Origin of the sequence: Pseudooceanicola pacificus (assembly GCF_009789075.1) — a bacterium.
In the GTDB taxonomy this organism is placed as follows: domain Bacteria; phylum Pseudomonadota; class Alphaproteobacteria; order Rhodobacterales; family Rhodobacteraceae; genus Pseudooceanicola; species Pseudooceanicola pacificus.
Window position 1 is genome coordinate 38,661 of the sequence record NZ_WNXQ01000003.1, and the last position, 23,279, is coordinate 61,939.

Below are 23,279 nucleotides of genomic sequence, written 5' to 3' on the forward strand. Positions count from 1 at the left end.
CCGGGGCCGTGGGCACAAATGGGTGGGACCGTCAGCTCGCTTCCAGGCGGCGGAGCTTGTCTATCACCCGGGTGAAATCCTCCTGATAGCCGATCGGCTCGAAGAACCGCCCCTTGCGGTCGAACAGCAGCACGTTGGCGGAATGGTCCATCGTGTAGTCGCCGTCCTGCAGCGGCACCTTGCGGGAATAGACGCGGAAGGCCGACAGCGCCTTGTCGATCTCTTCGCGAGAGCCGGACACCCCGGTCACCCCGGGCACCCAGGAGGTGTAATCGCCCAGCGTCTCGATCGAATCCCGCTCGGGATCGACGGTGACGAAATAGACCTTCAGCGGATTGTCCGGCCCCAGCTCTTCCTGCCAGGTGGCGATGTCGCCCAGGGTGGTGGGGCAGACCTCGGGGCAATGGGTGAAGCCGAAGAAGACCGCCGTCGGCCCGCCCTTGAGGCTGGCCTGGGTGAAGGTGCCGCCATCGGTCGTTTCCAGCCGGTAGTCGCCCGGGCCGATGGTGTCGGCGACGCTCTGTTCGAAGAGCGGGCCGATCAGGCGGGCCCAGCCGAACCAGGCCAGGGTCAGCAGGGCCATCCCCCAGAGGATGCCCAGGGCCACATGTTTCCTTGACAGCTGCATCTCAGCCCTCCTTGCGTTCAGCGGTCCCGCCGGTCAGCGGGGCCAGGTGGTTCGCGCCTTCCTTTTGCGGCGCCATGTCGTGGCTGCCGTGATCCATCTTGTGGTCCATCCCGTGGTCCATCCCGTGGTCCATCCCGTGGTCCATCCCGTGGTCCATCCCGTGGTCCATCCCGTGGTCCATTCCGGGGGCGCCCTTGGCGTTCGGGGCGCCGATGGCCAGCGGGATCTCGATCTCTCCGGCATGTTCGAAGGTCAGGCGCAGGGTTACCGTCTCGCCCTGTTTCAGCGGGCCGGCCAGGTCCATCAGCATCAGGTGATAGCCCCCGGGGGTCAGGGTGACGCTCTCTCCGGCGGGGATCGGCAGGCCGTCCTCAAGCTCGCGCATCTTCATCACGTCGCCCTGCATCGACATCTCGTGGATCTCGACCCGCCCGGCCGCCGGGCTGTGGACCGCGACAAGCCGGTCGTCCTGCGCGCCGGCATTGGTCACGGTGAAGAAGCCGCCACCCACCGGGGCGTTGGGCAGGGTCGCGCGGGCAAAGGCGCCGGTGATGGTCAGATCGCCCAGCACCCGGTCTTCGGCGGCGCCGGCATGGCCGGTGTGCATCCCGTGTCCACCGGCCTGCGCCGCGGTGACCGTGATCGAGGGCGCGGGATTCGCCACGCCCGGTGCGCCCGAGGTATCGGTCCAGTCCGCCGTGCCGTTCGCGCAGGTCTGCAGCGAGGGAAAGTAGAGCACGGTGCCCGGCGCGATCCCGGCGCCCAAAGTGCCGCGCACGGTGAATTCGTCGTACTGGCTGTCCTTGAGGTCGCCGTCAGACCAGGTCACCTCGCGCAGGCCCTCGGTCATCTCTGTGCCGTGGTTGTCATAGGGCTGGGCATAGGGGCCATCCACGGTGCTGAGCGTCCAGCCCGCCTTGGGCATCGGCTTGGCGGCGTAAAAGCCCTCGGGCAGGGTCATGCGGACGGTATGCGTGGCCTCGCCCTTGCAGCCGTGGGGCACGCGCAGGGTGATCTTGGTGGTGGTCCCGGCGGGGACATCGGCCTGTTCCAGCGTGGCATGGGCCAGTGCTGGGGCGGCAAGGGCGGCCAGCAGGCCCGCCATGCAAAGGGTTCTGGTCATCGGTCTCTCTCCGGTCATGTCGCGCGCGCGGACGCACCGCTGCCTGCGCTTGTCGCCTTGGCCGCCGGGCGGCGGCCGCTGTTCGCGGGGGATGCCCCGGGATCAGGCCCGCGCCGGAGGCGCGCGGGCGGCGTTGGCCCTGTCGCGGGCCTGTGCGCTGCCCCGCAGCCCGGCCAGGCGCTGCCAGCCGTCATGCGGCAGCAGGCGGCTGACGGTGGGGGCCGGATCGACCGAGGGCGGATCGCTCAGCAGACGGCAGAACGGGCAGTGGTGATCATGCCCGGCATGGCCGGTTTCGCAGAAGTCCCCGGCGGCGGGGCCAAAGGTCAGCTCGGTGATCTCGCGCGCCGCGTCCGACCGCTCGGGCGCCATCATCGACGCCGACAGCGCGCTGACCAGAGCGATCAGCACGGCGGCGAAGAGGGCGGTCAGCCAATGGGCGGGACGGCGCGTCATGGCGGCATTTAGCGCGAGTCCCGGGCCCTGGGGAAGGGGGATGCGCCGCTCTGACGCGGGCGCCGTGGGCGGGGCACTGCCATGCCCCGGCGCGAAAGCCCGGGAAAGCTGACACCGGGATGATGCCATACGCAGGCCTTGACGTGGAAGTGCCCCGGGGCAGTGTCATGCCCCGCTCTGGCATGGCGGCGGGGGCGGTCACCGGGGCGGCGCCATTCCCCGGCTTGCGGCCGGTCGGCGTCTCGTCGCGGGCAGGGCGGGGCGACCCGGACCGGCCGGGAGGGCCTGCGCGGGGCATGTGCCGCAGCCAACCGGCGATACGTCCCGGACCGGCGGCATCGCTCTGGCCCGCCGCAAGGCCCGGACGCGCGGCATGGCCCGGACCACCGGCAAGGCCGGAGCCGGGCGGCCCTCAGCCCAGGATGCCCGGCAGGCGCAGCCCGTGTTCGCGCGCGCAGTCCAGCGCCTCGGGATAGCCCGCATCGGCATGGCGCATCACCCCCGTCGCCGGGTCGTTCCACAGTACGCGGGCAAGGCGGCGGTCGGCGGCCTCGGTCCCGTCGCAGAGGATGACCATGCCGGAATGCTGCGAAAAGCCCATGCCGACCCCGCCGCCGTGGTGCAGCGACACCCAGGTCGCGCCCGAGGCGGTGTTGAGCAAGGCGTTCAGCAGCGGCCAGTCGCTGACCGCGTCGGATCCGTCGCGCATCGCCTCGGTCTCGCGGTTGGGGCTGGCGACCGATCCGCTGTCGAGGTGATCGCGCCCGATCACCACGGGGGCCGACAGCTCGCCCGTGCGCACCATCTCGTTGAAGGCCAGCCCCAGCTTGTCGCGCACCCCCAGCCCGACCCAGCAGATCCGCGCGGGCAGGCCCTGAAAGGCGATGCGCTCGCGCGCCATGTCCAGCCAGTTGTGCAGATGCGGATCGTCGACCAGCTCCTTTACCTTGGCGTCGGTCTTGTAGATGTCTTCGGGATCGCCCGAGAGCGCGCACCAGCGGAACGGCCCCCCGCCCCGGCAGAACAGAGGGCGGATATAGGCGGGCACGAAGCCGGGGAAGGCAAAGGCGTTTTCCAGCCCCTCGTCCTGCGCGACCTGGCGGATGTTGTTGCCGTAATCCAGCGTCGGCACCCCGGCGTTCCAGAACTCGACCATCGCGGCGACATGCACCTTCATCGAGGCGCGGGCGGCGGCCTCGACCCGGGCGGGATCGCTCTCGCGCGCGGCGCGGGCCTCGGCCAGGGTCCAGCCCTGGGGCAGGTAGCCGTTCAGCGGATCGTGGGCCGAGGTCTGGTCGGTCACGATATCCGGGCGCGCGCCGCCGGCCTTCATCCGGGCGACCAGCTCGGGGAAGACATCGGCGGCATTGCCGATCAGGCCGACCGACTTGGCCTCGCCCGCCGCGGTCCATGTCGCGATCAGGTCCAGCGCCTCGTCCAGGGTGCGGGCCTTTTCGTCGACGTAGCGGGTGCGCAGGCGGAAATCCACGCGGCTCTCGTCGCATTCCACGGCCAGGCAGCAGGCCCCGGCCATCACCGCGGCCAGCGGCTGCGCGCCGCCCATGCCGCCCAGGCCCCCGGTGAGGATCCACTTGCCCGTCAGGTCGCCGCCGTAATGCTGGCGCCCGGCCTCGGCAAAGGTCTCGTAGGTGCCCTGAACGATGCCCTGGGTGCCGATGTAGATCCAGGATCCGGCGGTCATCTGGCCGTACATCGCCAGCCCCTTGCGGTCGAGCTCGTTGAAATGCGCCCAGGTGGCCCAGTGCGGCACCAGGTTGGAATTCGCGATCAGCACGCGCGGCGCATCCACATGGGTGCGGAAGATGCCGACCGGCTTGCCGGATTGCACCAGCAGGGTCTCGTCCTCCTCCAGGTCACGCAGACCGGCGCAGATGCGGTCGAAATCCTGCCATGTGCGGGCCGCGCGGCCGATGCCGCCGTAGACGACCAGCTCGTGCGGGTTTTCGGCCACGTCGGGGTGCAGGTTGTTCATCAGCATCCTGAGCGGCGCCTCGGTCGCCCAGCTCTTGGCCGAGATCTCGGGGCCGGTGGGCGGATAGACGTCGCGGGTGTTGTGGCGGGGGTCGGTCATCTCGGTGTCCTCTCAGGCGCGGGTGGCCAGCGCCGGGGCCAGCGCGGCCAGGCGGGTCAGGCAGTCGCCCAGGATCGCCCGCATCGGCGCGGCGGTTCCGGGGGCATAGGTCCAGGGCGGGGTCTCGGCGGCGAGGTAGGCGGAATAGGCCATTTCCATCTGGATCGCGTGCACGCCGGTTTCGGGCCGTCCGTGATGGCGCGTGGTCCAGCCGCCGCGAAAGCGCCCGTTCAGCACAGTGCTGCGGCCCGAGGCGGTGCAGATTTCGTTGACCGTGGCCTGAACACGGGGATCGCAGGTGCGGCCGTTGTCGGTGCCGATGTTCAGGTCGGGCAGGGTGCCGTCGAAGAGGTAGGGGATGACCGAGCGGATGGAATGGCAGTCCCACAGGATGGCCACGCCGTGGAGTTCGCGCACCCGGTCGATTTCGGCCGACAGGGCCGTGTGATAGGGGCGGTGCCATTGCTCCAGCCGGCGGGCGATCTCTGCGGCGTCGGGCTCTTCGCGCCACAGGGGGGCGCCATCGAAATCGGTCAGCGGCACCAGCCCGGTGGTGTTCTGCCCGGGATAGAGCGACCTCCCCTCGGGGTCGCGGTTGGCGTCGATCACGTAGCGGTGGAAATTCGCCCGCACCAGCGTCGCGCCCTCCAGCAGCCCGCCATAGAGCTGGTCGAGATGCCAGTCGGTATTCGCCAGCGCCTGCCCGTTGGGGTTCAGCATCGCCATGATCGCGTCGGGCACATGGGTGCCGGTGTGCGGCATGCCCAGGATCACCGGGCTGTCGCCCCGGGTCACGCTTACCGGCGTCATGGCTGCAACTCCGGCAGGGGCAGCCCGGCGATCAGCGCGCCCTCGCGCACCATCGCGGCGGCGCGGGTCATGTCGGTGGCCATGTAACGGTCCTCCTGCAAGGCGGGTATGTCGGTGCGGATCGTGGCAATCACGCCCCGCAGCGGCGCGCTGGTACGCAGCGGCGCGCGGAATTCGACGCCCTGCGCGGCGCAGAGCGCCTCGACCCCCAGGATGCTTTCCAGGTTGGCCACCATGCGCATCAGCCGCCGCGCGCCGTGGGCGGCCATGGAGACGTGGTCCTCCTGGTTGGCCGAGGTCGGCGTGCTGTCGGTGGAGCAGGGATTGGCCAGGTGCTTGTTCTCGCTCATCAGGGCGGCGGTCGTGACCTCGGCGATCATGAAGCCCGAGTTGAGGCCCGGATCGGGGGTCAGGAACGGCTTGAGGTCATGCGAGAGCGTGGGATCGACCATCAGCGCCACCCGCCGCTGCGCGATGGCGCCGGTTTCGGCCAGGGCCAGGGCGATCTGGTCGGCGGCAAAGGCCACGGGTTCGGCATGGAAATTCCCGCCCGAGACGATGCTGCCGTCGGGCAGGACCAGCGGGTTGTCGGTGACGGCGTTGGCCTCGATCTCCAGCGTCCCGGCGGCAAAGCGCATCAGGTCCATCGCGGCCCCGGTCACCTGCGGCTGGCAGCGGATGCAATAGGGATCCTGCACCCGGGTGTCGCCCTCGCGGTGGCTTTCGCGGATCTCCGATCCCTCCATCAGCGCGCGCTGCGCCCGGGCGCAGTCGATCTGCCCGCGATGGCCGCGCAGGTCGTGGATCGCCGGTTGCAGGGGCGCGGTGGACCCCATGATCGCATCGTTCGACAGCGCCCCGGTCACCACGGCCGATTGCAGCGCTGTCCAGCCGCGAAACAGCGCCGCCAGCGCCAGCGCGGTCGAGAACTGCGTGCCGTTGATCAGCGCCAGCCCCTCCTTGGGGCCCAGCTCGATCGGCTCCAGCCCGGCGCGGGCCATCGCCTCGGCCCCCGGCAGCGCCTCGCCCTGCCATGTGGCGCTGCCCTCGCCGATCATCACGGCGGCCATATGGGCCAGCGGGGCCAGATCGCCACTGGCACCGACCGAGCCCTGTTCGGGCACCAGCGGCAGCACGCCGCGCGCCAGCATCGCCTCGATCAGCGCGACCAGCGACCAGCGCACGCCCGAGGCGCCGCGCCCGAGCGAGAGCAGCTTGAGCGCCATCATCAGGCGCACCTCTTCGGGCGGCAGCACCTGGCCGACCCCGGCGCAATGCGACAGGATCAGGTTGCGCTGCAGCCGCGCGGTATCGGCGGGCGGGATGCGCACCGTGGCCAGCTTGCCGAAGCCGGTGTTCACGCCATAGACGGCATCCGGCCCGTTCGCGGCGGCGGCGACATGGGCGGCGGCGGATTCGACCGCGGGGCGGGCGGCGGGGTCCAGCGCGGGCGTGGCCGCGCCGGTCCAGATGGCGCAGAGCTGGGGCAGCGTCGCCGCCCCCGGTGTCAGGGTCAGGCTTGGCACGTTGCCCCCTTGAAATAGCGCCGCCAGAGCGGGTTGAAGCCGATGCGATAGCTCAGTTCCTCGGGCGCCGCGACGTTCCAGACGCAGAGGTCCGCGCGCAGCCCCGCCGCGATCCGCCCCCGGTCGGTCAGGCCAAGCGCGCGGGCCGCCTGGGCCGTGACGCCCGAAAGGCATTCGTCCGGTGTCATGCGGAACAGCGTTGCCGCCATGTTCATCGCCAGCAGCAGCGAGGTCATGGGAGAGGAACCGGGATTGCAATCCGTCGCCACAGCCAGCGGCACGCCCGCGGCACGCAGGGCCGCGATGGGCGGCGATTGCGTTTCGCGCAGGGTGTAGAACGCGCCGGGCAGGATCACCGCGACCGTGCCACGCTCGGCCAGCACCGCGCAGTCGCGGGCCGAGAGGTATTCGAGGTGATCCACCGACAGCGCCCCGGCCCGCGCCGCCATCGCCGCCCCGCCGAGATCGGAGAGCTGTTCGGCATGCAGCTTGACCGGCAGGCCAAGCGCATGGGCCGCATCGAACACCCGGGCGATCTGGGCGGGGGTGAAGGCGATGCCCTCGCAGAACCCGTCCACCGCGTCGGCCAGCCCGGCGGCATGGGCGGCCCGCAGGGCAGGGATGCAGACACGGTCGATATAGCCGTCCGGGTCGTCACGGCAGTCGGCGGGCACCGCATGGGCGCCAAGGAAGCTGGTCACCACCTCCACCGGCCGTTCTGCCGCGATCCGCCGGGCCACGCGCAGCATCCGCAGTTCGGTATCGACGTCCAGGCCATAGCCCGACTTGATCTCGACCGTCGTGACCCCCTCGGCGATCAGCGCGTCGATCCGGGGCAGGGCATCGGCCAGCAGCGCGGCCTCGGTGGCCGCACGGGTGGCGGTGACGGTCGAGACGATACCGCCCCCGGCGCGCGCGATGGCATCGTAGCTCGCGCCCTCCAGCCGCATGCGGAATTCCCCGGCGCGGTTTCCGCCATGCACGATATGGGTGTGGCAGTCGATCAGCCCGGGCGTGACCAGCCGCCCGCCCAGGTCGTGGCGTTCCATCCCCGCATGCGCCCCGGGCAGCTCGGCCAGGGGGCCGGCCCAGGCGATCTGCGCGTCCTGCACCGCGATGGCGGCATCGGCCAGCGGGGGCGAGCCGGGGCTGCCGTCGACCAGCGTGCAATGGGTGAGGAGGGGCATCGGATTTCCTTGCGGACTCGGCGTGACTCGGATTATGTATGCACATATTATGACAGTCAAGCGGGGACGGCGATGCAGATGATCCACGCAGGCCAGGCCCTGCTGCCCGACGGATGGGCGCGCGATGTCGCGGTCATGGTCGAGGGCGGGCGCATCGCCTCGGCCCGGCCCGGCAGCACGGCAGAGCCGGGGGCGCAGCGGGTCGACGTGCTCCTCCCGGCGCCCAGCAACCTGCATTCCCACGCCTTCCAGCGCGCGATGGCCGGGCTGACCGAGGCGCGCGGCCCGGATCCGGCGGACAGCTTCTGGACCTGGCGGCGGCTGATGTTCCGCTTCCTCGACCGGCTGGACCCGGAGCAGGTGCAGGCCATCGCCGCCTTCGTGCAGATGGAGATGCTGGAGGCCGGCTATGGCGCCTCGGTCGAATTCCATTATCTGCACCACCAACCGGGAGGTGTGCCCTATGACGACCTGGCCGAGATGTCGGCGCGGATCGCCGCCGGGGCGGATATCTCGGGCATCGGGCTGACCCTGTTGCCGGTGCTCTACCGGCAGGGCGGCTGCGACGGGCGGGCGCTGGCACCGGGGCAGGTGCGCTTTGGCTGCGATCCCGACCTCTATGCCCGGCTGGTCGCGGGGGCGGGCGCGGCGCTGAAGGCGCTGCCCGATGACGCGCGCCTTGGCCTGGCCCCGCATTCGCTGCGCGCCGTGCCGCCGCAGGCGCTGGCCGAGGTGACGGGCCTTGGCATCGACGGGCCGATCCACATGCACCTGGCCGAACAGATGCCCGAGGTGCAGGAGGTGCGGGCCGCCCTGGGCGCCCGCCCGGTGGAATGGGCGCTGGAAAACATCGACCTGGGCCCCCGCTGGTGCCTGATCCATTGCACCCAGATGACACCCGGAGAGACCCGGGCGCTGGCCGCAACCGGGGCTGTCGCGGGGCTCTGCCCGATCACCGAAAGCAATCTGGGCGACGGCATTTTCGACGGCACCGGCTTCCTGGGGTCCGGGGGGCGGATCGGGCTGGGGTCGGACAGCAACCTGCGGATTTCGCTGACCGAGGAGATCCGCGTGCTGGAACATTCGCAACGCCTGCGCGACCGGGGCCGGGCGATGCTGGCGGCGCCGGGACGGTCCACCGCGCGGCGGCTGCTGGACGAGGTGCTGACGGGCGGCGCGCAGGCGGCGGGACGCGACTGCGGGCGCATCGCGCCGGGGGCGCTGGCGGATCTGCTGGCGCTGGACACCGGCGGCCCGGATCTGGAGGGGCTGGAGGGCGACCGCCTGCTTGACGTGCATGTGTTTGCCGGCGACGACCGCGCGGTGGCCGAAGTCTGGTCGGCCGGGCGGCATGTGGTCACCGGCGGGCGCCACATCCGGCATGACGAGATCGTGGCGGGCTACCGCCGCGCGCTGGCCGGGCTGCGCGAGGCGCTGTAGGGGTGCGGGGCGGTGTCGCGATGACGGTGGCCCGCAACGGAAGGGCGCGGGGTCACCGGCATCCGCGGGCGAGGCGCAGGGCATGAGCAGACGCAACACATGGCAGGACATCCGCGAGAAGGTCCGCCGCCGCATCCACCGCCGCGACTGGGCGCCGGGCGAGATGATCCCGAACGAGATCGCACTGGCCGGGGAATTCGGCTGCTCGCGCGCCACGATGAACCGGGCCCTGCGCAGCCTCGCCTCGGACGGGCTGATCGACCGGCGGCGAAAGGGGGGCACCCGGGTCGCGCTGCATCCGGTGCGGCGCGCGGTGTTCGAAATACCCGTCCTGCGGCACGAGATCGAGGAGACGGGGGCGGTTTACGGCTACCGGCTGGTCCTGCGCGAGATGGCCGCGCCCCTTGGCCATGCCGCGCCGGGGATCGGGGCGGGGGCGGAATGCCTGCACCTGGTTGCCGTGCACAGCGGCGACGGTCAGCCCCACGCCGTCGAGGACCGCTGGATCGACCCGGCACTGCCGGGGCTGGCCGATGCGCCGTTCGAGGGGGTCAGCGCCAACGAATGGCTGCTGGAACATGTGCCTTATACCTCGGGCGAGCTGACGATTTCCGCCGAACCCGCCGATGCGGGAACCGCTGACCTGCTGGGCCTGCCCCAGGGCACGCCGCTGCTGTGCCTGAACCGGGTCACGCTGGACGGGGCGCGGATCGTCACCTCGGTCCGGCTCAGCTATCGCCCCGGGCACCGGCTGACGACCTCGCTCTGACGCCTGCCGTCAGCCCGCCGGGGGCAGGGCCGCCCATCTTGCAAGGACCTCTGCCGCCTCGGCATCGGAATGCTGCGAGGCGGGCATCGCGCGTTGCGTCGCGGGCAGGCCGCATTGCGCCAGCATCGCGCCGACGTCGACGGGGAACCGTTTGCTTTCGGGCAGCGCGCCCAGCACCGCGCCGGCCTGCGCCATGTCGGCCGCGTAATAGAGGCGCGAAATCCCCGCGATCATCATCGCCGCCACGCAAAGGGGGCAGGGTTCGCAGCTGGAGTAGAGCTCGGCCCCGCGCAAATCGACAGTCCCGAGGGTGCGGGCCGCGTCGCGGATCGCCTCGGTCTCGCCGTGGCTGGTGGGATCGTGGTTCATCACCGACCGGTTGAGGCCCTCGCCGACGATCTGCCCGTCGCGGACCACCACGGCGCCAAAGGGTTCGGTGCCCGGGGTGGTCAGCGCCTCGGCCGAGATGGCGATGGCGCGCTGCATGAACCGCGCGTCATACATCGGCGGCGCTTTCGGCGGCGAAACAGGCGACCCGCCCGTCGCGTACCGCTGCGTGGCGCTCGGGCCGCTCGACCTTGCAGCGGTCGAAGGCCAGCGGACAGCGCGGATGGAAACTGCAGCCCCGGGGCGGCGAGACGGGCGAGGGCACCTCGCCCCCCATCGGCGCGCGCTCGCGGTTCGGCGCCTCAAGGTCCGGGATCGTGTCCAGCAGCATCCGGGTATAGGGATGCAGCGGATTGGCAAAAAGGTCGGCGGTCGGCTGGATCTCGACAATCCGGCCCAGATACATCACCGCGATCACATCGGCCATGTGCCGCACCACGCTGAGATCGTGCGAGATGAAGAGATAGGTCAGCCCCATCTCGCGCTGGAGCCGCTTCATCAGGTTCAGCACCTGCGCCTGGACCGACACGTCCAAAGCCGAGGTCGGCTCGTCACAGACCAGGAATTCGGGCTCTCCGGCCAGGGCGCGGGCGATGGAAATCCGCTGCCGCTGCCCGCCCGAGAATTCATGCGGGTATTTCAGCGCATCGGCGGGCGACAGCCCCACGGTGCTCAGCAGTTCGGACACCCGGGCGGCCACGGTGGCCTCGGGCGTGCCGGGGCGCAGGGTGCGCAGCGGTTCGGCCACGATGCGACCCACCCGCCAGCGCGGGTTGAGCGAGGCAAAGGGATCCTGAAAGATCATCTGCATCCGGTCGCGGTCGCCGTGGAACCGGATCGCCCCGGCCGAAGGCGGGTGCAGGCCGGTCACCAGCTTGGCGATGGTGCTTTTCCCGCAGCCGGATTCGCCCACCAGGGCCAGTGTCTGGCCGCGCTGGATCGAGAAATCGACCCCGTCCACGGCACGCAGGGTGCGGCGCGGCTTGCGTTCGATCACCCGGTTCAGCCAGGGGGCAGAGACATCGAACCGCCGTTCCAGCGCGTCGACTTCAAGGATGGCGGTCTGGCGGGTCATGCGGTTTCTCCCTCGGTCAGAGCGGTGGAGCCGGCCAGCGGCAGCCAGCAGGCGGCGCCGGTGCCCGCGATGCGTGGCACGTCGCGGCGGCAGCGCGGCCCGGCCAGGTCGCAGCGCGGGTTGAAGGCGCAGCCCGACGGGATCGCGTCCAGCCGGGGCATCGAGCCGGGGATCATCCGCAGATCCTCGGCATCCGAACGCAGGCTGGGGATCGAGCCCATGAGCCCGGCGGTATAGGGGTGCTGCGGGCGGCGCACGACATCCTCGACCGGGCCGACCTCGGCCAGGCGGCCGGCATACATCACCGCGACCCGGTCGGCGGTTTCGGCAATCACGCCCATGTCGTGGGTCACCAGCATGACCGCCGTGCCCCGCTCGCGGCAGAGCCGTTTCAGCAAGGCCGTGATCTGCGCCTGGATCGACACGTCCAGCGCGGTGGTCGGTTCGTCGGCGATGATCAGCTCGGGCTCGGCGCAGAGCGCCAGGGCGATGACGATGCGCTGCCGCATCCCGCCCGAGAACTGGTGCGGGTAGTTGTCGATCCGCTCCTCGACCGCGGGGATGCCGACCTCGCGCATCAGCCCGATGGCGCGGGCGCGGGCCTGTGCCTTGCCCAGATCGGTGTGCTGGCGGATCGTCTCGACCAGCTGGTCGCCCACCCGGAACAGCGGGTTGAGCGAGGTCAGCGGGTCCTGGAAGATCGCGCCGATCCGGCGTCCGCGCACCCGTTGCAGGCCCTTTTCGCCCAGGGTGTCGATGCGCTCGCCCGACAGCAGGATCTGCCCGCCCGCGATGCGGCCCGGCGGTTCCAGAAGGCCCAGGATGGCCATGCCGGTCATCGACTTGCCTGCGCCGCTTTCGCCGACCACGCCCAGGATTTCCCCCCGGCGGATGGTCAGAGAGATGTCGTCGACGGCTCTCAGGACACCCTTTCGGGTGGGGAATTCGACGCGCAGGTTGCGCACGTCCAGCACGGTATCGGTCATCAAAGCCTCCGGTAACTGGGGTCGAAGATCTGCTCGACCGGCGGATGGTTCAGGGTGCGTTCGGGGTATTTCGCGATCAGCCCGTCGAACTGGGCCTGCGCGCGGCCAAACTCGGCATCCGGATCGAAGCCGGGGATCGCGCCATCGCTCATCACGCGCCGCCCGTCGATCCAGACATCGCGCACGTCGCGCCCCGAGGTGGCGGTCATGACGGTCTGCACCGGGTCGGCGGTCTGCAGGCACCGGCGCAGGTCGATCACCGCGATATCCGCCTTGGCCCCGGGGGACAGGCGGCCAAGGTCGGGCCGGTTCAGGGCCGCCGCGCCGCCCAGGGTTGCGGCGTCGAACATCGCCTCGGAGCGGATCGCGTCGATCCCGTCGGATATCCGGGCGGTCATCATGCCGACCTGCATGTTCAGGATCATGTCCGGCGGCCAGGTGTCGGTGCCCAGCCCGATGTTCATCCCCTGCGCGCGGCATTTCGGGACGGAGCGCAGCATCCCCCCGTGCCGGGCCGAGACCAGCGGGCAATGCACCAGCGTCGCCCCGTGGTGGGCCATCAGCGCGAAATCCCGCTCGCTGGCCTGGGTGCCGTGGGGCAGCAGCCAGTTCGCCCCGATGGCGCCGATCCGGTCGAGCCATTCGATGGGCGAACATCCGTGCTGCTCCTGCACCAGGCGCAATTCGGTGGGGGACTGGCAGGAATGCTGGCGCACCGGGGCGCCCATTTCGGCGGCGATGGCATGGGTGCGCTGCAGCAGGGCGGCGGTGCAGGTCTCGATCCGGTCGGGCGCGAACATCGCGCGCACCAGCCCGCCCGCGCGGCCGTCGACCTTGGCGGCAAAGGCGGCGGCCTCTTCCAGACCCTGAAAGCCCCGCTCCGCGTCATAGACCGCGCGGATGGTGCCGGCGGTGTCGACCACCTGCCCGCCGGTGCGGTAGGCGGGGCCGAGGTAGACGCGCAGGCCCAGCTCCTCGGCGGCTTCGGCGGCGGCCTCGAATTCGGCCGCCGTCTCGCCCCATTCGCGGTAGAAGAGCGAGGCGATCGGCAGCGCCGTGGTGATCCCGTTGCGGATCAGCTGGGCAAAGGCGAAGCGCTTCTGAAACGCCAGTTCCGCGGGCGAATACATCTCGTAAGGCCCTGCCGCCACGTAACTTTCCGGCCAGACCCGCCCCTTTTGCCAGGCGGGCGTGCTGTCATAGCCCAGGATCGTGGTGTCGAGATCGGACAGCGCGTCCAGGTCGATGAACCCCGGCGCCACGATGGCCTGGCCATAGTCGATCCGCTCGTCCGCCTCGCCGTCCCAGGCGGGGCCGGTGAACAGCACGCGGTCGCCTTCGATCACCGCGACGCCGTTCTCGTGCACCACATGGGCGCCGTCGCGGTGGCCGATGATCCAGCGGGCCGTCAGGAGAATGCGTTTCAGCATGGCGCGGGGTCCGATCCGGGCTCAGGGGGCTTCGAGGATGCAGGCGCCGTCACGGGCCACGACGCGGCCGCCCTTCAGCACCAGCTTGCGTTTCGCGCGCAGGGCGACGGCTTCGGCCAGGGTCTCGCCCTCGACCAGCACGCAGTCGGCGCGGCAGCCGAGCCCAAGCCCGTAGCCTTCGGCCTCCATGATCGCGGCCCCGCCATATGTGCAGATGTCGAGCGCCAGCTCCACCTCGTCGTCGCGGCGCAGGTTGTTGCGCAGGCCGATGAACATGGCGCGCTCCAGCATGTCGGCATTGCCATAGGGGCCCCAGGTGTCGCGGATGCCATCCGACCCGGCGCCGGTCAGGATGCCGGCGGCCCTCAGTTCCCGCACCAGCGGCACGGGGGCCGAGGCGGGGGCGGTGGTCAGGATGTGGATCCGTTCGTCGGCCAGCTGCGCCTGCAGGTCGGCCACATAGGCGCGGTCGGGGCTGCCCAGGCAGAAGGCATGGCTGATCGCCACCTTGCCCTGCATCCCGTGGGCGCGGGTCCGGGCGATGATCTCCTCCATCGAGAAGCCGCCCATGGCGTCGCGCTCGTGCAGATGGATGTCGATCGGCTTGCCGTGCTTCTCGGCCAGGCGGAAGACGGCGTCGAGATGCCCCTTGGGGTCGCGCTCGATGCCGCAGGGGTCGATCCCTCCGACCACGTCGGCGCCAAGCGCCAGCGCTTCGTCCATCAGCTCGACCGTGCCCGGGCGCGGCATCATCGAGGACTGCGGAAAGGCGACGATCTCGATATCCACGATCCCGGCCAGCTTTTCGCGGGTGGCCATCACACCTTCGATCCCGGCCAGCCCGTGATGGGTGTCGACATCGACATGGCTACGGATATGGGTGGTGCCATGCGAGACCGACAGGATCGCCTGCCGCTCCGACTGCACCTGCGGGTCGAGCCCCAGCGAGACCTTCACCTCACGCTCGTTGGTGATCTTGTCGATCAGCCGCGGGCCGACCTCGTTGCGGTACCAGGGCAGGCCCAGCAGGGACTTGTCGAGATGGGTATGCGCCTCGACCAGCCCGGGGATCAGGATGCGGCCGCCGCAGTCGATCACCTCGGCCGCGGGGTCCGAATTTTCGACGAAAATTCGGTCGTGGATGGCCAGGTCGGTGAGGGCACCGCCCATCGGGCGGACATTCTTCAGGATCAGGTCAGTCATTGTCATCTCAGTTTGGGATTGAGGGCATCGCGCAGCCAGTCGCCGATCATGTTGACCGACAGCACGATCAGGCACAGCTGCACCGCCGGAAAGACGACGATCCACCAGAGCCCGGAAAACAGGTACTGGTTGCCGATCCGGATCAGCGTCCCCAGCGAGGGCTGGTCCGGCGGCATCCCCACGCCGAGGAACGACAGCGTCGCCTCGCTCAGGATCGCCAGGCCGAAGTTCAGCGTCGCCGCCACCATGATCGGCGTCAGGCAGTTGGGCAGGATGTGGTGCAGCATGATCCGCCAGGCCTTGACCCGGATCAGCCGGGCGGCCTGCACGTATTCCTTCTTGCGCTCGACCATCGCGCTGGCTCGCACGGTGCGGGCATATTGCACCCAGGAGGGCACGGCGATGGCAAAGATCAGGATCGGCGCGGCCAGCACGTCCTTCAGCGCCGGGGGCAGGGCGGCGGTGGCCATGGCGGTGATCAGGATCGCGATCAGGATGAAGGGCATCGACAGCAGCACATCGCCGACCCGCATGATCACATTGTCGATCCAGCCGCCGAAATAGCCCGCGACCAGCCCCAGCGACAGCCCCACCGACAGCGCCAGCAGCACCGACGAGAAGCCGATCACCAGCGAGATCCGCGACCCGTAGAGGATCGCCGACAGGATGTCCCGGCCCTGGGTGTCGGTGCCCAGCACATAGGGCGCCTGCCCGCCGGGCGTCCAGAGCGGCGGGATTTCGGCATTCCACAGCTCCAGCGCCGCCAGGTCATAGGGATCCTGCGGGGTGATCCAGGGCGCCAGGAGCGCCGTCAGCGCCACCAGCGCCAGCAGGCAGACCGCAAAGATCGCGCTGGGATGCGTGCTGAAGGAATGCCACAGGTCGCTCTCGCGCCACCGCGCCAGGCGCGAGGGCCGGGCGGGCCGGGGGGCCGCGATCGGCGGCGTCAGGGTCTTGTCGGCGAAATCGGTCATCTCGGTCTCCGAAGGATCAGCCATTGGCGCCGGCACGCGCCGCATCGTCGCGCAGGCGGGGATCGACCCAGGCATAGGTCACGTCCACCAGGGTGTTCAGCACGACGAAGATGAAGGATACGAGCATCAGATAGGCGGCCATCACCGGGATATCGACAAAGGTCACCGCCTGGATGAAGAGCAGCCCCATGCCCGGCCACTGGAACACGGTTTCGGTCACCAGGGCGAAGGCGATCAGGTTGCCGATCTGCATGCCGGTCAGGGTCACCACCGGCATCAGGCAGTTGCGCAGGGCATGGCGCCAGTGCACCCGGGCCACCGGGATGCCCCGGGCGCGGGCGAATTTCACGTAATCGGTGCGCAGGGTCTCCAGCATCTCGGCCCGCACCAGCCGCATCACCAGCGTGATCTGAAAGGTCGAGAGCGAGATCGCCGGCAGCACCAGCGCCGCCCGCCCGGATGGCGTCAGCAGCCCGGTCGACCACCAGCCGATGTCCACCGTCTCGCCCCGGCCAAAGGCGGGCAGCCAGCCCAGGTTCACCGAAAACGCGAGGATCAGCATGATCCCGACCACGAAACTGGGCAGCGAGACCCCGACGATCGAGCCGAGCTGCAGCGCATTGGCCAGCCGCGAATTCCGGTGGATCGCCGTGATCACCCCCAGCGGGATGCCCACGACCAGCGAGATCGCCGTCGCCACCAGCACCAGCTCGAAGGTCGCCGGGAATCGCTCGCCGATCAGAACCATCACATCCTGCTGATTGCGATAGGAAATCCCGAAATCGCCCTGCACCGCATTGGTCACGAACCGGGCATATTGCGTGGCAAAGCCGTCGTTCAGTCCCAGCCTCTCGCGCAGCTCGGCGCGGTCGGCCTGGGTCGCCTGCTCGTTGACCATCATCTCCACCGGATCGCCGAAGAACCGGAAGATCACGAAGGCGAGGAAGGCCACGGCCAGCATCACGAAGGCGGCGTTGGCAGTGCGCTTGATGAGGAAGGCGAGCATCGCTCTCTCCTGTCTGGCTGAACCCGGACACGGGCCACCCCGCATCCGTTGGAGCTCCCCCCGATCCAAAAGGATCACCCGATCCCTTCATCTCGTCGAAAATACTCCGGGGGGTGCGGGGGGCAGCGCCCCCCGCCCCGGTCGGATCGCGCCAGCGATCCGACCATCTTTTTTGAATTCACCGGATCGCGCCAGCGATCCGACCGTCCTCTCCGGACCGCCGGGTCGCGGCTGCGATCCGACGGGTGGCTCAGCTGCCCGAGCCGATGCGCGCGTACCAGAGCCGCGGCTTGTTGTCGGGGAAGAGCGGCATCTCGGTGACGTCCTCCGTCACTGCCCAGGCCATCGGCTGCTGGTGCAGCGGGATCATGATGTGCTCCGTCTTCACGATGCCAAGCGCCTCGGTCTCCAGCGCCAGCCGCTTGTCGGTGTCCAGCTCGGATCCGGCCGCGTCGATCAGCGCGTCAAGCTCGGGAAAGGACCAGCCGCCCCAGTTGAACACGCCCGAATTGCCTTCCTTGGTGTGAAAGATCTGCAGCAGCGGCGAATAGGCGTCCAGCATCGGCAGGGTGGCCCAGCCCAGGGTGTAGACGTCGGTCTTGCCACTGGTCCGCTTGGGGGTCTGCACCGCGCGGGGCGCCACATCCAGCTTGGGTGCCAGCCCGATGCGCGCCCACATCGAGGCGATGGCCTGGCAGAACTGCTCCTCGTTCACCAGCCCGTCGCTGACGCAGCTGAAGTCGAAGACCAGGCCCTCGGGCACGCCGGCCCCGGCCAGCAGCGCCTTGGCGGCCTCGGGATCGTATCCGGGAACCGTATCCAGTTCCTCGGAATAGCCGGGGATCGGCGGGGCGACGGTGGCGCCGGCGATCCGGCTCTTGCCGCGCATCACCTTCTGATGGATCAGGTCCAGGTCGATCGCCTTGTAGAGCGCCTCGCGCACCTTCACGTCGGCAAAGGGGTTCGGCTCGCCCGACACCAGCGTCTCGCGGAAGGGGAAGCCGATCATCACGGTGCGCAGGTCGACTCCTTCCAGCACGTTCACCCCGGGCGCGGCGGCCAGGCGCGGAAGGTCCTGCACCGGCGCGTCATTGGTGAAGTTGATCTCGCCCGACAGCAGCGCCGCCACGCGGGTCGCCGGAGAGGTCACCGGCGTCAGTTCGATCCGGTCGATGTTGTGGCGCGGCGTGTCCCACCAGTCGGGGTTCACCACGAAGACGGTCTTGGCGTCGGGCTGGCGGCTTTCCACGATGAACGGCCCGGTGCCGTTGGCATTGTAGGTGGCATAGCCCTCGACCCCCGCGCCGATGTCGGTCGGCAGTAGCGCGTCATGCTCGGTCATCCATTCCTTGTCGAAAATATGGATGTTTGTCAGATCATTGAGCAGCAGCGGATAGGTGCCGTTCAGCTTAATGTCGATGGTGTGGTCATCCACCACGGTCGAGCTGACATAGGCCGGCAGGTTGCCCTTGAGCGGCGAGGTCTTGTCGCTGACCCGGGTCAGCGAGGCCTGCACGTCATCGGCGGTGAAGGGGTTGCCGTTGTGGAAGGTCACGCCCTCGCGCAGGTGGAACCGCCAGGTGACCTGATCGTCGAGGATTTCCCACGAGGTGGCCAGCGCCGGCTCGATCTTCAGGTCCTCGTTGTAGCGCACCAGCCCCTCGTAGACGTGGTTGAGCACGTTGATGGTGAAGCTGTCGCCATAGGAATAGGGGTCGAGCGAGCCGATGTCGCGGTTGGCGCCCCATTTCAGGACGTTCTCGGCCTGGGCCGCGCCGGCCAGCACCGCGGCCGCAGCCGAGGCAAGCAGGATCTGTCTGAGTTTCATGTCGGGTGTCCCTCGTGGATTGTATCAGAGAATCGTCAAGATTGGATACGATGCTCTCTTGATGAGAGATTCGGATTTCAAATGCAACAAGATTGTATCCAATTGACCTGAAGATCTGGATACGCTATGCGAGTGCAAACGAAATGAACAAGATGCCCGATCCCATGAGCGAAAAGACGACCCTGACAGACGCGGTGCACAACCTGCTGCGCCGCGCGATCATCGAACAGGCGCTGAAACCGGGCATGCGGCTGCCCGAGGACACCGTGGGCGACCAGTTCGGCGTCAGCCGGACCATCGTGCGCCATGCGCTTGTGCGCCTTGAAAACGAGGGGCTCGTGGTCACCCGCCGCAACCGCGGCGCCTTTGTCGCCGAACCCTCGCTGGAAGAGGCCAAGCATGTCTTCGAGGTGCGCCGCTGCCTGGAAACCGAGGTGATCCGCCTGCTGGTCGAGCGCATGCCGTCGGACGGTTACGACCGCCTGGCTGCGCATGTGCGCAGCGAGCAGACGGTGCAGGGCAAGGACGGTCCGGTGTCGATTCGCCTGGCCGGGGAATTCCACGTCCTGCTGGCCGAGCTGACCGGCAACCATGTGCTGGCGCGCTATGTCAGCGAGGTGGTTCTGCGCTGTTCGCTGATCATGGCGATGTATGCGAAATCGCATTCCTCGGACTGCGCGGTGGACGAGCATTCGCAGATCATCGCCGCGATCCGCGACGGCGACACCGGCCGCGCCACACGGATCATGGAACACCACCTCGGCGCCGTTGCCGGGCGGGCGGAGCTGGAAAAGAAACCCGACAGCGTGCAGTCGATCCTGTCGCGCTATGGCAAGGAGCTCGCCTCGTGACCCATCACGCGCTGAATTTCGACGATCTGACCCCGCGCGAGGCCTACAAGGTCATGATCGGCACCATCGTGCCGCGCCCGATCGCCTGGGTCACCACGATTTCGGCCGACGGGGTGGTGAATGCCGCGCCCTATTCCTTTTTCAACTGCCTCTCCGCCGATCCACCGATCCTGGCTCTGGGGGTCGAAAACCGGCCCGACCGGACCTTCAAGGACACGGTGCAGAACATCCGGATGACGGAATGCTTCACCGTCAACATCGTCGACCGCGCCAATGCGGGCCCGATGTCGGTGACGGCGGCCAATTTCGACGCCGAGGTGGACGAGCTGGAGATGGCGGGCCTGACCGCCGCGCCGGGCGTGCAGGTGCCCTGTCCGCGCATCGCCGAGGCGCCTGTCGCCTTCGAATGCCGCCGCTACGTGGGGATCCAGGTCAGTTCTGCGCGCGAGATCGTGCTGGGCCGAATCGTCATGGCCCATGTGCGCGAGGACGTGATCGACCTGAACACCTATTATTCCGACCACGCCCGGCTGGATGCCATCGGGCGGATGGGCGGCAACGGCTATGCCGGGACGCTGGATTATTTCGACCTGCCCACCCCCTCGGTGGCCGAGGTGATGGCGATGCGGGGCAAACGCGCGGCCTCGGGCGACTAGGTCGCAGGCCCTGGGCCGGGGCAGGGGGCGCGGAAAAAAAAGCGCCCGGTTGCACCGGGCGCAGTCACGGAACGAGGGACAGTGAAAGGAAACGCCGAAGTTCCGTTTCGACGTCTCGGTGTATCATTTAGGTAACGCCCACGAGCCTAGTAAGGACTTGTAATAGGAACGTGAACGTCGCGTGTGACGCAGGCCGGCGCCCCCTCAGCCCGCCGGGCGCACCGCGTAAAGCGCCACAGCCGCCGCGTTCGACACGTTGAGAGAGCCGAAGCTGCCCGCATAGTCGATCCTGACCAGGGCATCGCAGGTCTCTTTCGTCTTCTCCCGCAGTCCCGGCCCCTCGGCCCCCAGCACCAGCGCCACGGGGCGGTCGCGGCGGCCCTCGACGGCGGCCTCGATGCTCTGCTCCGCCTCGCCGTCGAGGCCCAGGACCAGATAGCCCATCCCCTGAAGCTCGGTGATCGTGTCGGCCAGGTTGCGCACCCGCAGGTAGGGCTGGCGTTCCATCGCGCCGCTGGCGGTCTTGGCCAGGGCGCCGGTCTCGGGCGCCGCGTGGTGGCGCATGCCGATCACCGCCAGCGCGCCAAAGACCTCGGCCGAGCGCAGGATGGCGCCCACGTTGTGCGGATCGGTCACGCGGTCCAGCAACACCACGCGCGGCGGCTCTCCCTCGCGGCCCAGGCAGCGGTCGGCCACGCTGCCCCAGTCCAGCGGCTTGACCTCAAGCGCCGCGCCCTGGTGGACCGAACCGGGGTCCAGCGGGGCGGGGAATTTGCGCGGGTCGGCCATCTCGGGTTCGATCCCGCCCTGTTCCAGCGCATCGCCCAGCCGGTCGGCGGCGTTGCGCGTCAGGATCAGGCGCAGTTTCTCGCGCTCGGGGTTCAGCAGCGCATCGCGCACGGCATGCAGGCCGAAGAGCCAGACCGTCTCGGCCGCCGAGGCCTTTTTCGCCTGTTCCTTCTCGACCACCCACTTCGGTTTCTTCATGATCCGTCACCCGTTCCGCGCCGCGCATGGGTGTCTGTGGCATCGCGGCGGTCCCGGCGCAAGTCCGGGGAATTTCCTGTTGACGCTTCCGGGCCCCCCGAGTAATCACCCCCTCACGATCCGCGACCCGGTTTCCGGCGCGCGTTTCGGGCGACGAGCTGCAAGGTGCGGCAGCGGACTGTAACTCCGCCGGGGAGACCCATGCCTGGTTCGATTCCAGGGTCGCCCACCACTCCCCCCTTCCACGCATGACACCGGATTCGCTGGGCAATTCCCTTGCCGTTGCCCGCGCCCCGGTTAAGGTGAGCGCATGAGCGAAACCTATACCGACGCCCAGCTGAGACGCATCCTGCAGCGCACCCGCTGCGTGGCCGTGGTGGGCGTGTCGCCCAATCCGGTGCGGCCCAGCTATTTTGTCGCGCGCTATCTCAAGCTCAAGGGCATTCGCGTGATCCCAGTCAACCCGGGCCATGCCGGCACGACCCTGTTCGGCGAGACGGTGCGCGCCGATCTGACCGAGCTGAACGCCCCGGTCGACATGGTCGACATCTTCCGCCGCTCGGAACATGTGCCGCCCATCGTCGACGCCGCGCTGGAGCATGTGCCGGGGCTCAGGACGATCTGGATGCAGATCGGGGTGGAAAACCCGGAGGCGGCCGAAACGGCCCGGGCACGGGGGGTGGATGTGGTGATGAACCGCTGCCCTAAGATCGAATACCAGCGCCTGTTCGGCGAGCTGCGCATGGGCGGGTTCAATACCGGCGTGATCTCGTCAAAGCTCTAGGGCAGGGTCAGCCCCGGCCCGCCTTTTCCGCCACGCCCGAGGTGCCCTCGCGCCGGGCCAGTTCGGCCAGCACGTCGTCCAGCGTCACGTCGCGCGCGGCCAGCATGACAAGCAGGTGATAGAGCACATCCGCCGCCTCGGAGGTCAGGCGGGCGCGGTCGCCCTTCACCGCCTCGATGATGGCCTCCACCGCCTCTTCGCCGAACTTCTCGGCACATTTCTCGGGGCCGCGCGACAGCAGCTTGGCGGTCCAGCTGGTGTCCGGGTCGGCGCCCTTGCGGGCGGCGATGGTGGCGGCGAGGGTTTCGAGCGTGCTCATGTCAGCCTCATCGGGATGCCGGCGGCGGCCATATGGGCCTTGGCCTCGGCGATGGAATAATCGCCGAAGTGAAAGATCGAGGCGGCCAGCACGGCCGAGGCATGCCCCTCGGTCACGCCCTCGACCAGGTGATCCAGCGTCCCGACACCGCCGCTGGCGATCACCGGCACCGGCACCGCATCGGCAATCGCGCGGGTCAGCGGCAGGTTGAACCCGGCCCGCGTGCCGTCACGGTCCATCGAGGTCAGCAGGATTTCCCCGGCGCCCTTTTCGGTGACAAGGCGGGCGAAGTCCACCGCGTCGATGCCCGTGGGCTTGCGCCCGCCGTGGGTGAAGATCTCCCACCGGCCGGGCTCTACCGTCTTGGCGTCGATGGCGACCACGATGCATTGCGAGCCGAAGTGATCGGCGGCGGCGGCGACCACATCGGGATCGGCGACGGCGGCAGAGTTGAAACTGACCTTGTCGGCCCCCGCCAGCAGCAGGTTGCGCACGTCCTGCACGGTGCGGACCCCGCCGCCCACGGTCAGCGGGATATAGCAGGCCTCGGCCGTGCGGGTGACCACGTCGAACATGGTGCCGCGATTCTCGTGGGTGGCGTGGATGTCGAGGAAACACAGCTCGTCCGCCCCGGCGGCATCATAGGCGCGCGCGGCATCCACCGGGTCGCCCGCATCGCGCAGGTCGACGAAGTTGACGCCCTTGACCACGCGGCCATCGGCCACGTCCAGGCAGGGGATGATCCGGGTCTTCAGCATCTCC

At 69.2% G+C, this 23,279-nt stretch carries 23 protein-coding genes and 1 tRNA gene; 6 read left to right on the plus strand and 18 right to left on the minus strand.

The features are described 5' to 3' along the window. Positions 1-31 precede the first annotated feature (31 nt). The 7 genes from GLS40_RS05890 to hutI form a co-directional block, all read right to left on the minus strand. On the minus strand, positions 32-628 hold the full coding sequence (locus GLS40_RS05890; protein WP_160381825.1) for an SCO family protein: 597 nt from the start codon (positions 626-628) through the stop codon (positions 32-34). A gap of 1 nt (position 629) precedes the next feature. Continuing rightward, on the minus strand, positions 630-1,751 hold the full coding sequence (locus GLS40_RS05895) for a copper chaperone PCu(A)C (RefSeq protein WP_160381826.1): 1,122 nt from the start codon (positions 1,749-1,751) through the stop codon (positions 630-632). 102 nt (positions 1,752-1,853) lie between these two features. Then, positions 1,854-2,207: a hypothetical protein gene (locus tag GLS40_RS05900; RefSeq protein WP_160381827.1), complete on the minus strand. Its 354-nt coding sequence runs from the start codon at positions 2,205-2,207 to the stop codon at positions 1,854-1,856. A gap of 412 nt (positions 2,208-2,619) precedes the next feature. Beyond that, complete coding sequence (hutU, locus tag GLS40_RS05905; RefSeq protein ID WP_160381828.1) at positions 2,620-4,299, minus strand: urocanate hydratase; 1,680 nt, start codon at positions 4,297-4,299, stop codon at positions 2,620-2,622. Between the two features lie 12 nt (positions 4,300-4,311). Beyond that, on the minus strand, positions 4,312-5,109 hold the full coding sequence (hutG, locus tag GLS40_RS05910; RefSeq protein WP_160381829.1) for an N-formylglutamate deformylase: 798 nt from the start codon (positions 5,107-5,109) through the stop codon (positions 4,312-4,314). Further along, a complete protein-coding gene (gene hutH, locus GLS40_RS05915) occupies positions 5,106-6,635 on the minus strand; it encodes a histidine ammonia-lyase (protein ID WP_160381830.1) in 1,530 nt (509 codons plus the stop codon). Before hutH ends, hutG begins: the two co-directional genes overlap by 4 nt. Further along, positions 6,623-7,822 (minus strand): imidazolonepropionase, encoded by a 1,200-nt coding sequence (hutI, locus tag GLS40_RS05920; protein WP_160381831.1) that lies wholly within the window; start codon positions 7,820-7,822, stop codon positions 6,623-6,625. Before hutI ends, hutH begins: the two co-directional genes overlap by 13 nt. 72 nt (positions 7,823-7,894) lie before the next feature. On the opposite strand from hutI, the gene GLS40_RS05925 reads away from it, so the two are divergent. Together GLS40_RS05925 and GLS40_RS05930 are read left to right on the plus strand one after the other, a co-directional pair. After that, a complete protein-coding gene (locus tag GLS40_RS05925; protein ID WP_160381832.1) occupies positions 7,895-9,262 on the plus strand; it encodes a formimidoylglutamate deiminase in 1,368 nt (455 codons plus the stop codon). An 82-nt stretch (positions 9,263-9,344) separates the two neighbouring features. After that, positions 9,345-10,031, plus strand: coding sequence for a GntR family transcriptional regulator (locus GLS40_RS05930; RefSeq protein WP_160381833.1), 687 nt, complete (start codon positions 9,345-9,347; stop codon positions 10,029-10,031). Positions 10,032-10,040: 9 nt separating this feature from the next. On the opposite strand, the gene GLS40_RS05935 is transcribed toward GLS40_RS05930, so the two are convergent. The 8 genes from GLS40_RS05935 to GLS40_RS05970 form a co-directional block, all read right to left on the minus strand. After that, positions 10,041-10,535, minus strand: a complete 495-nt coding sequence (locus GLS40_RS05935) for a nucleoside deaminase (protein WP_160381834.1) — start codon at positions 10,533-10,535, stop codon at positions 10,041-10,043. After that, positions 10,528-11,493 (minus strand): ABC transporter ATP-binding protein, encoded by a 966-nt coding sequence (locus GLS40_RS05940; protein ID WP_160381835.1) that lies wholly within the window; start codon positions 11,491-11,493, stop codon positions 10,528-10,530. The genes GLS40_RS05935 and GLS40_RS05940 overlap by 8 nt, the downstream gene beginning before the upstream one ends. Further along, the gene (locus GLS40_RS05945) at positions 11,490-12,479 is read right to left on the minus strand and encodes an ABC transporter ATP-binding protein (RefSeq protein ID WP_160381836.1); all 990 of its coding nucleotides are present in this window, start codon (positions 12,477-12,479) and stop codon (positions 11,490-11,492) included. Before GLS40_RS05945 ends, GLS40_RS05940 begins: the two co-directional genes overlap by 4 nt. Next, positions 12,479-13,909 (minus strand): chlorohydrolase family protein, encoded by a 1,431-nt coding sequence (locus GLS40_RS05950; protein WP_160381837.1) that lies wholly within the window; start codon positions 13,907-13,909, stop codon positions 12,479-12,481. Before GLS40_RS05950 ends, GLS40_RS05945 begins: the two co-directional genes overlap by 1 nt. 21 nt (positions 13,910-13,930) lie before the next feature. Next, complete coding sequence (locus GLS40_RS05955) at positions 13,931-15,112, minus strand: amidohydrolase family protein (protein WP_160381838.1); 1,182 nt, start codon at positions 15,110-15,112, stop codon at positions 13,931-13,933. Between the two features lie 2 nt (positions 15,113-15,114). Then, entirely contained in the window at positions 15,115-16,086 is a 972-nt protein-coding gene (locus GLS40_RS05960) for an ABC transporter permease (protein ID WP_160381839.1), read from the minus strand. 16 nt (positions 16,087-16,102) lie between these two features. Continuing rightward, entirely contained in the window at positions 16,103-17,092 is a 990-nt protein-coding gene (locus GLS40_RS05965; RefSeq protein ID WP_160381840.1) for an ABC transporter permease, read from the minus strand. Between the two features lie 250 nt (positions 17,093-17,342). Continuing rightward, on the minus strand, positions 17,343-18,920 hold the full coding sequence (locus GLS40_RS05970; RefSeq protein ID WP_160381841.1) for an ABC transporter substrate-binding protein: 1,578 nt from the start codon (positions 18,918-18,920) through the stop codon (positions 17,343-17,345). Positions 18,921-19,084: 164 nt separating this feature from the next. Between GLS40_RS05970 and GLS40_RS05975 the strand changes: the two genes are divergently transcribed. Together GLS40_RS05975 and GLS40_RS05980 are read left to right on the plus strand one after the other, a co-directional pair. After that, positions 19,085-19,771 (plus strand): GntR family transcriptional regulator, encoded by a 687-nt coding sequence (locus GLS40_RS05975; protein ID WP_160381842.1) that lies wholly within the window; start codon positions 19,085-19,087, stop codon positions 19,769-19,771. Further along, entirely contained in the window at positions 19,768-20,427 is a 660-nt protein-coding gene (locus GLS40_RS05980; RefSeq protein ID WP_328598878.1) for a flavin reductase family protein, read from the plus strand. Before GLS40_RS05975 ends, GLS40_RS05980 begins: the two co-directional genes overlap by 4 nt. Positions 20,428-20,631: 204 nt before the next feature. On the opposite strand, the gene rlmB is transcribed toward GLS40_RS05980, so the two are convergent. After that, a complete protein-coding gene (gene rlmB / locus GLS40_RS05985) occupies positions 20,632-21,414 on the minus strand; it encodes a 23S rRNA (guanosine(2251)-2'-O)-methyltransferase RlmB (protein ID WP_160381843.1) in 783 nt (260 codons plus the stop codon). A 148-nt stretch (positions 21,415-21,562) separates the two neighbouring features. Between rlmB and GLS40_RS05990 the strand changes: the two genes are divergently transcribed. Together GLS40_RS05990 and GLS40_RS05995 are read left to right on the plus strand one after the other, a co-directional pair. After that, positions 21,563-21,646: transfer RNA gene (locus tag GLS40_RS05990), tRNA-Tyr, on the plus strand. A gap of 78 nt (positions 21,647-21,724) precedes the next feature. Beyond that, positions 21,725-22,198, plus strand: a complete 474-nt coding sequence (locus tag GLS40_RS05995) for a CoA-binding protein (protein WP_160381844.1) — start codon at positions 21,725-21,727, stop codon at positions 22,196-22,198. Positions 22,199-22,205: 7 nt separating this feature from the next. Here the strand turns inward: GLS40_RS05995 and GLS40_RS06000 are convergent, their stop codons facing one another. Together GLS40_RS06000 and hisF are read right to left on the minus strand one after the other, a co-directional pair. Further along, the gene (locus GLS40_RS06000; protein ID WP_160381845.1) at positions 22,206-22,517 is read right to left on the minus strand and encodes a phosphoribosyl-ATP diphosphatase; all 312 of its coding nucleotides are present in this window, start codon (positions 22,515-22,517) and stop codon (positions 22,206-22,208) included. Next, positions 22,514-23,275 carry an imidazole glycerol phosphate synthase subunit HisF gene (gene hisF, locus GLS40_RS06005; RefSeq protein ID WP_160381846.1) on the minus strand — a complete coding sequence of 254 codons (762 nt, stop codon included), beginning with the start codon at positions 23,273-23,275 and terminating at the stop codon, positions 22,514-22,516. Before hisF ends, GLS40_RS06000 begins: the two co-directional genes overlap by 4 nt. Positions 23,276-23,279 lie beyond the last annotated feature (4 nt).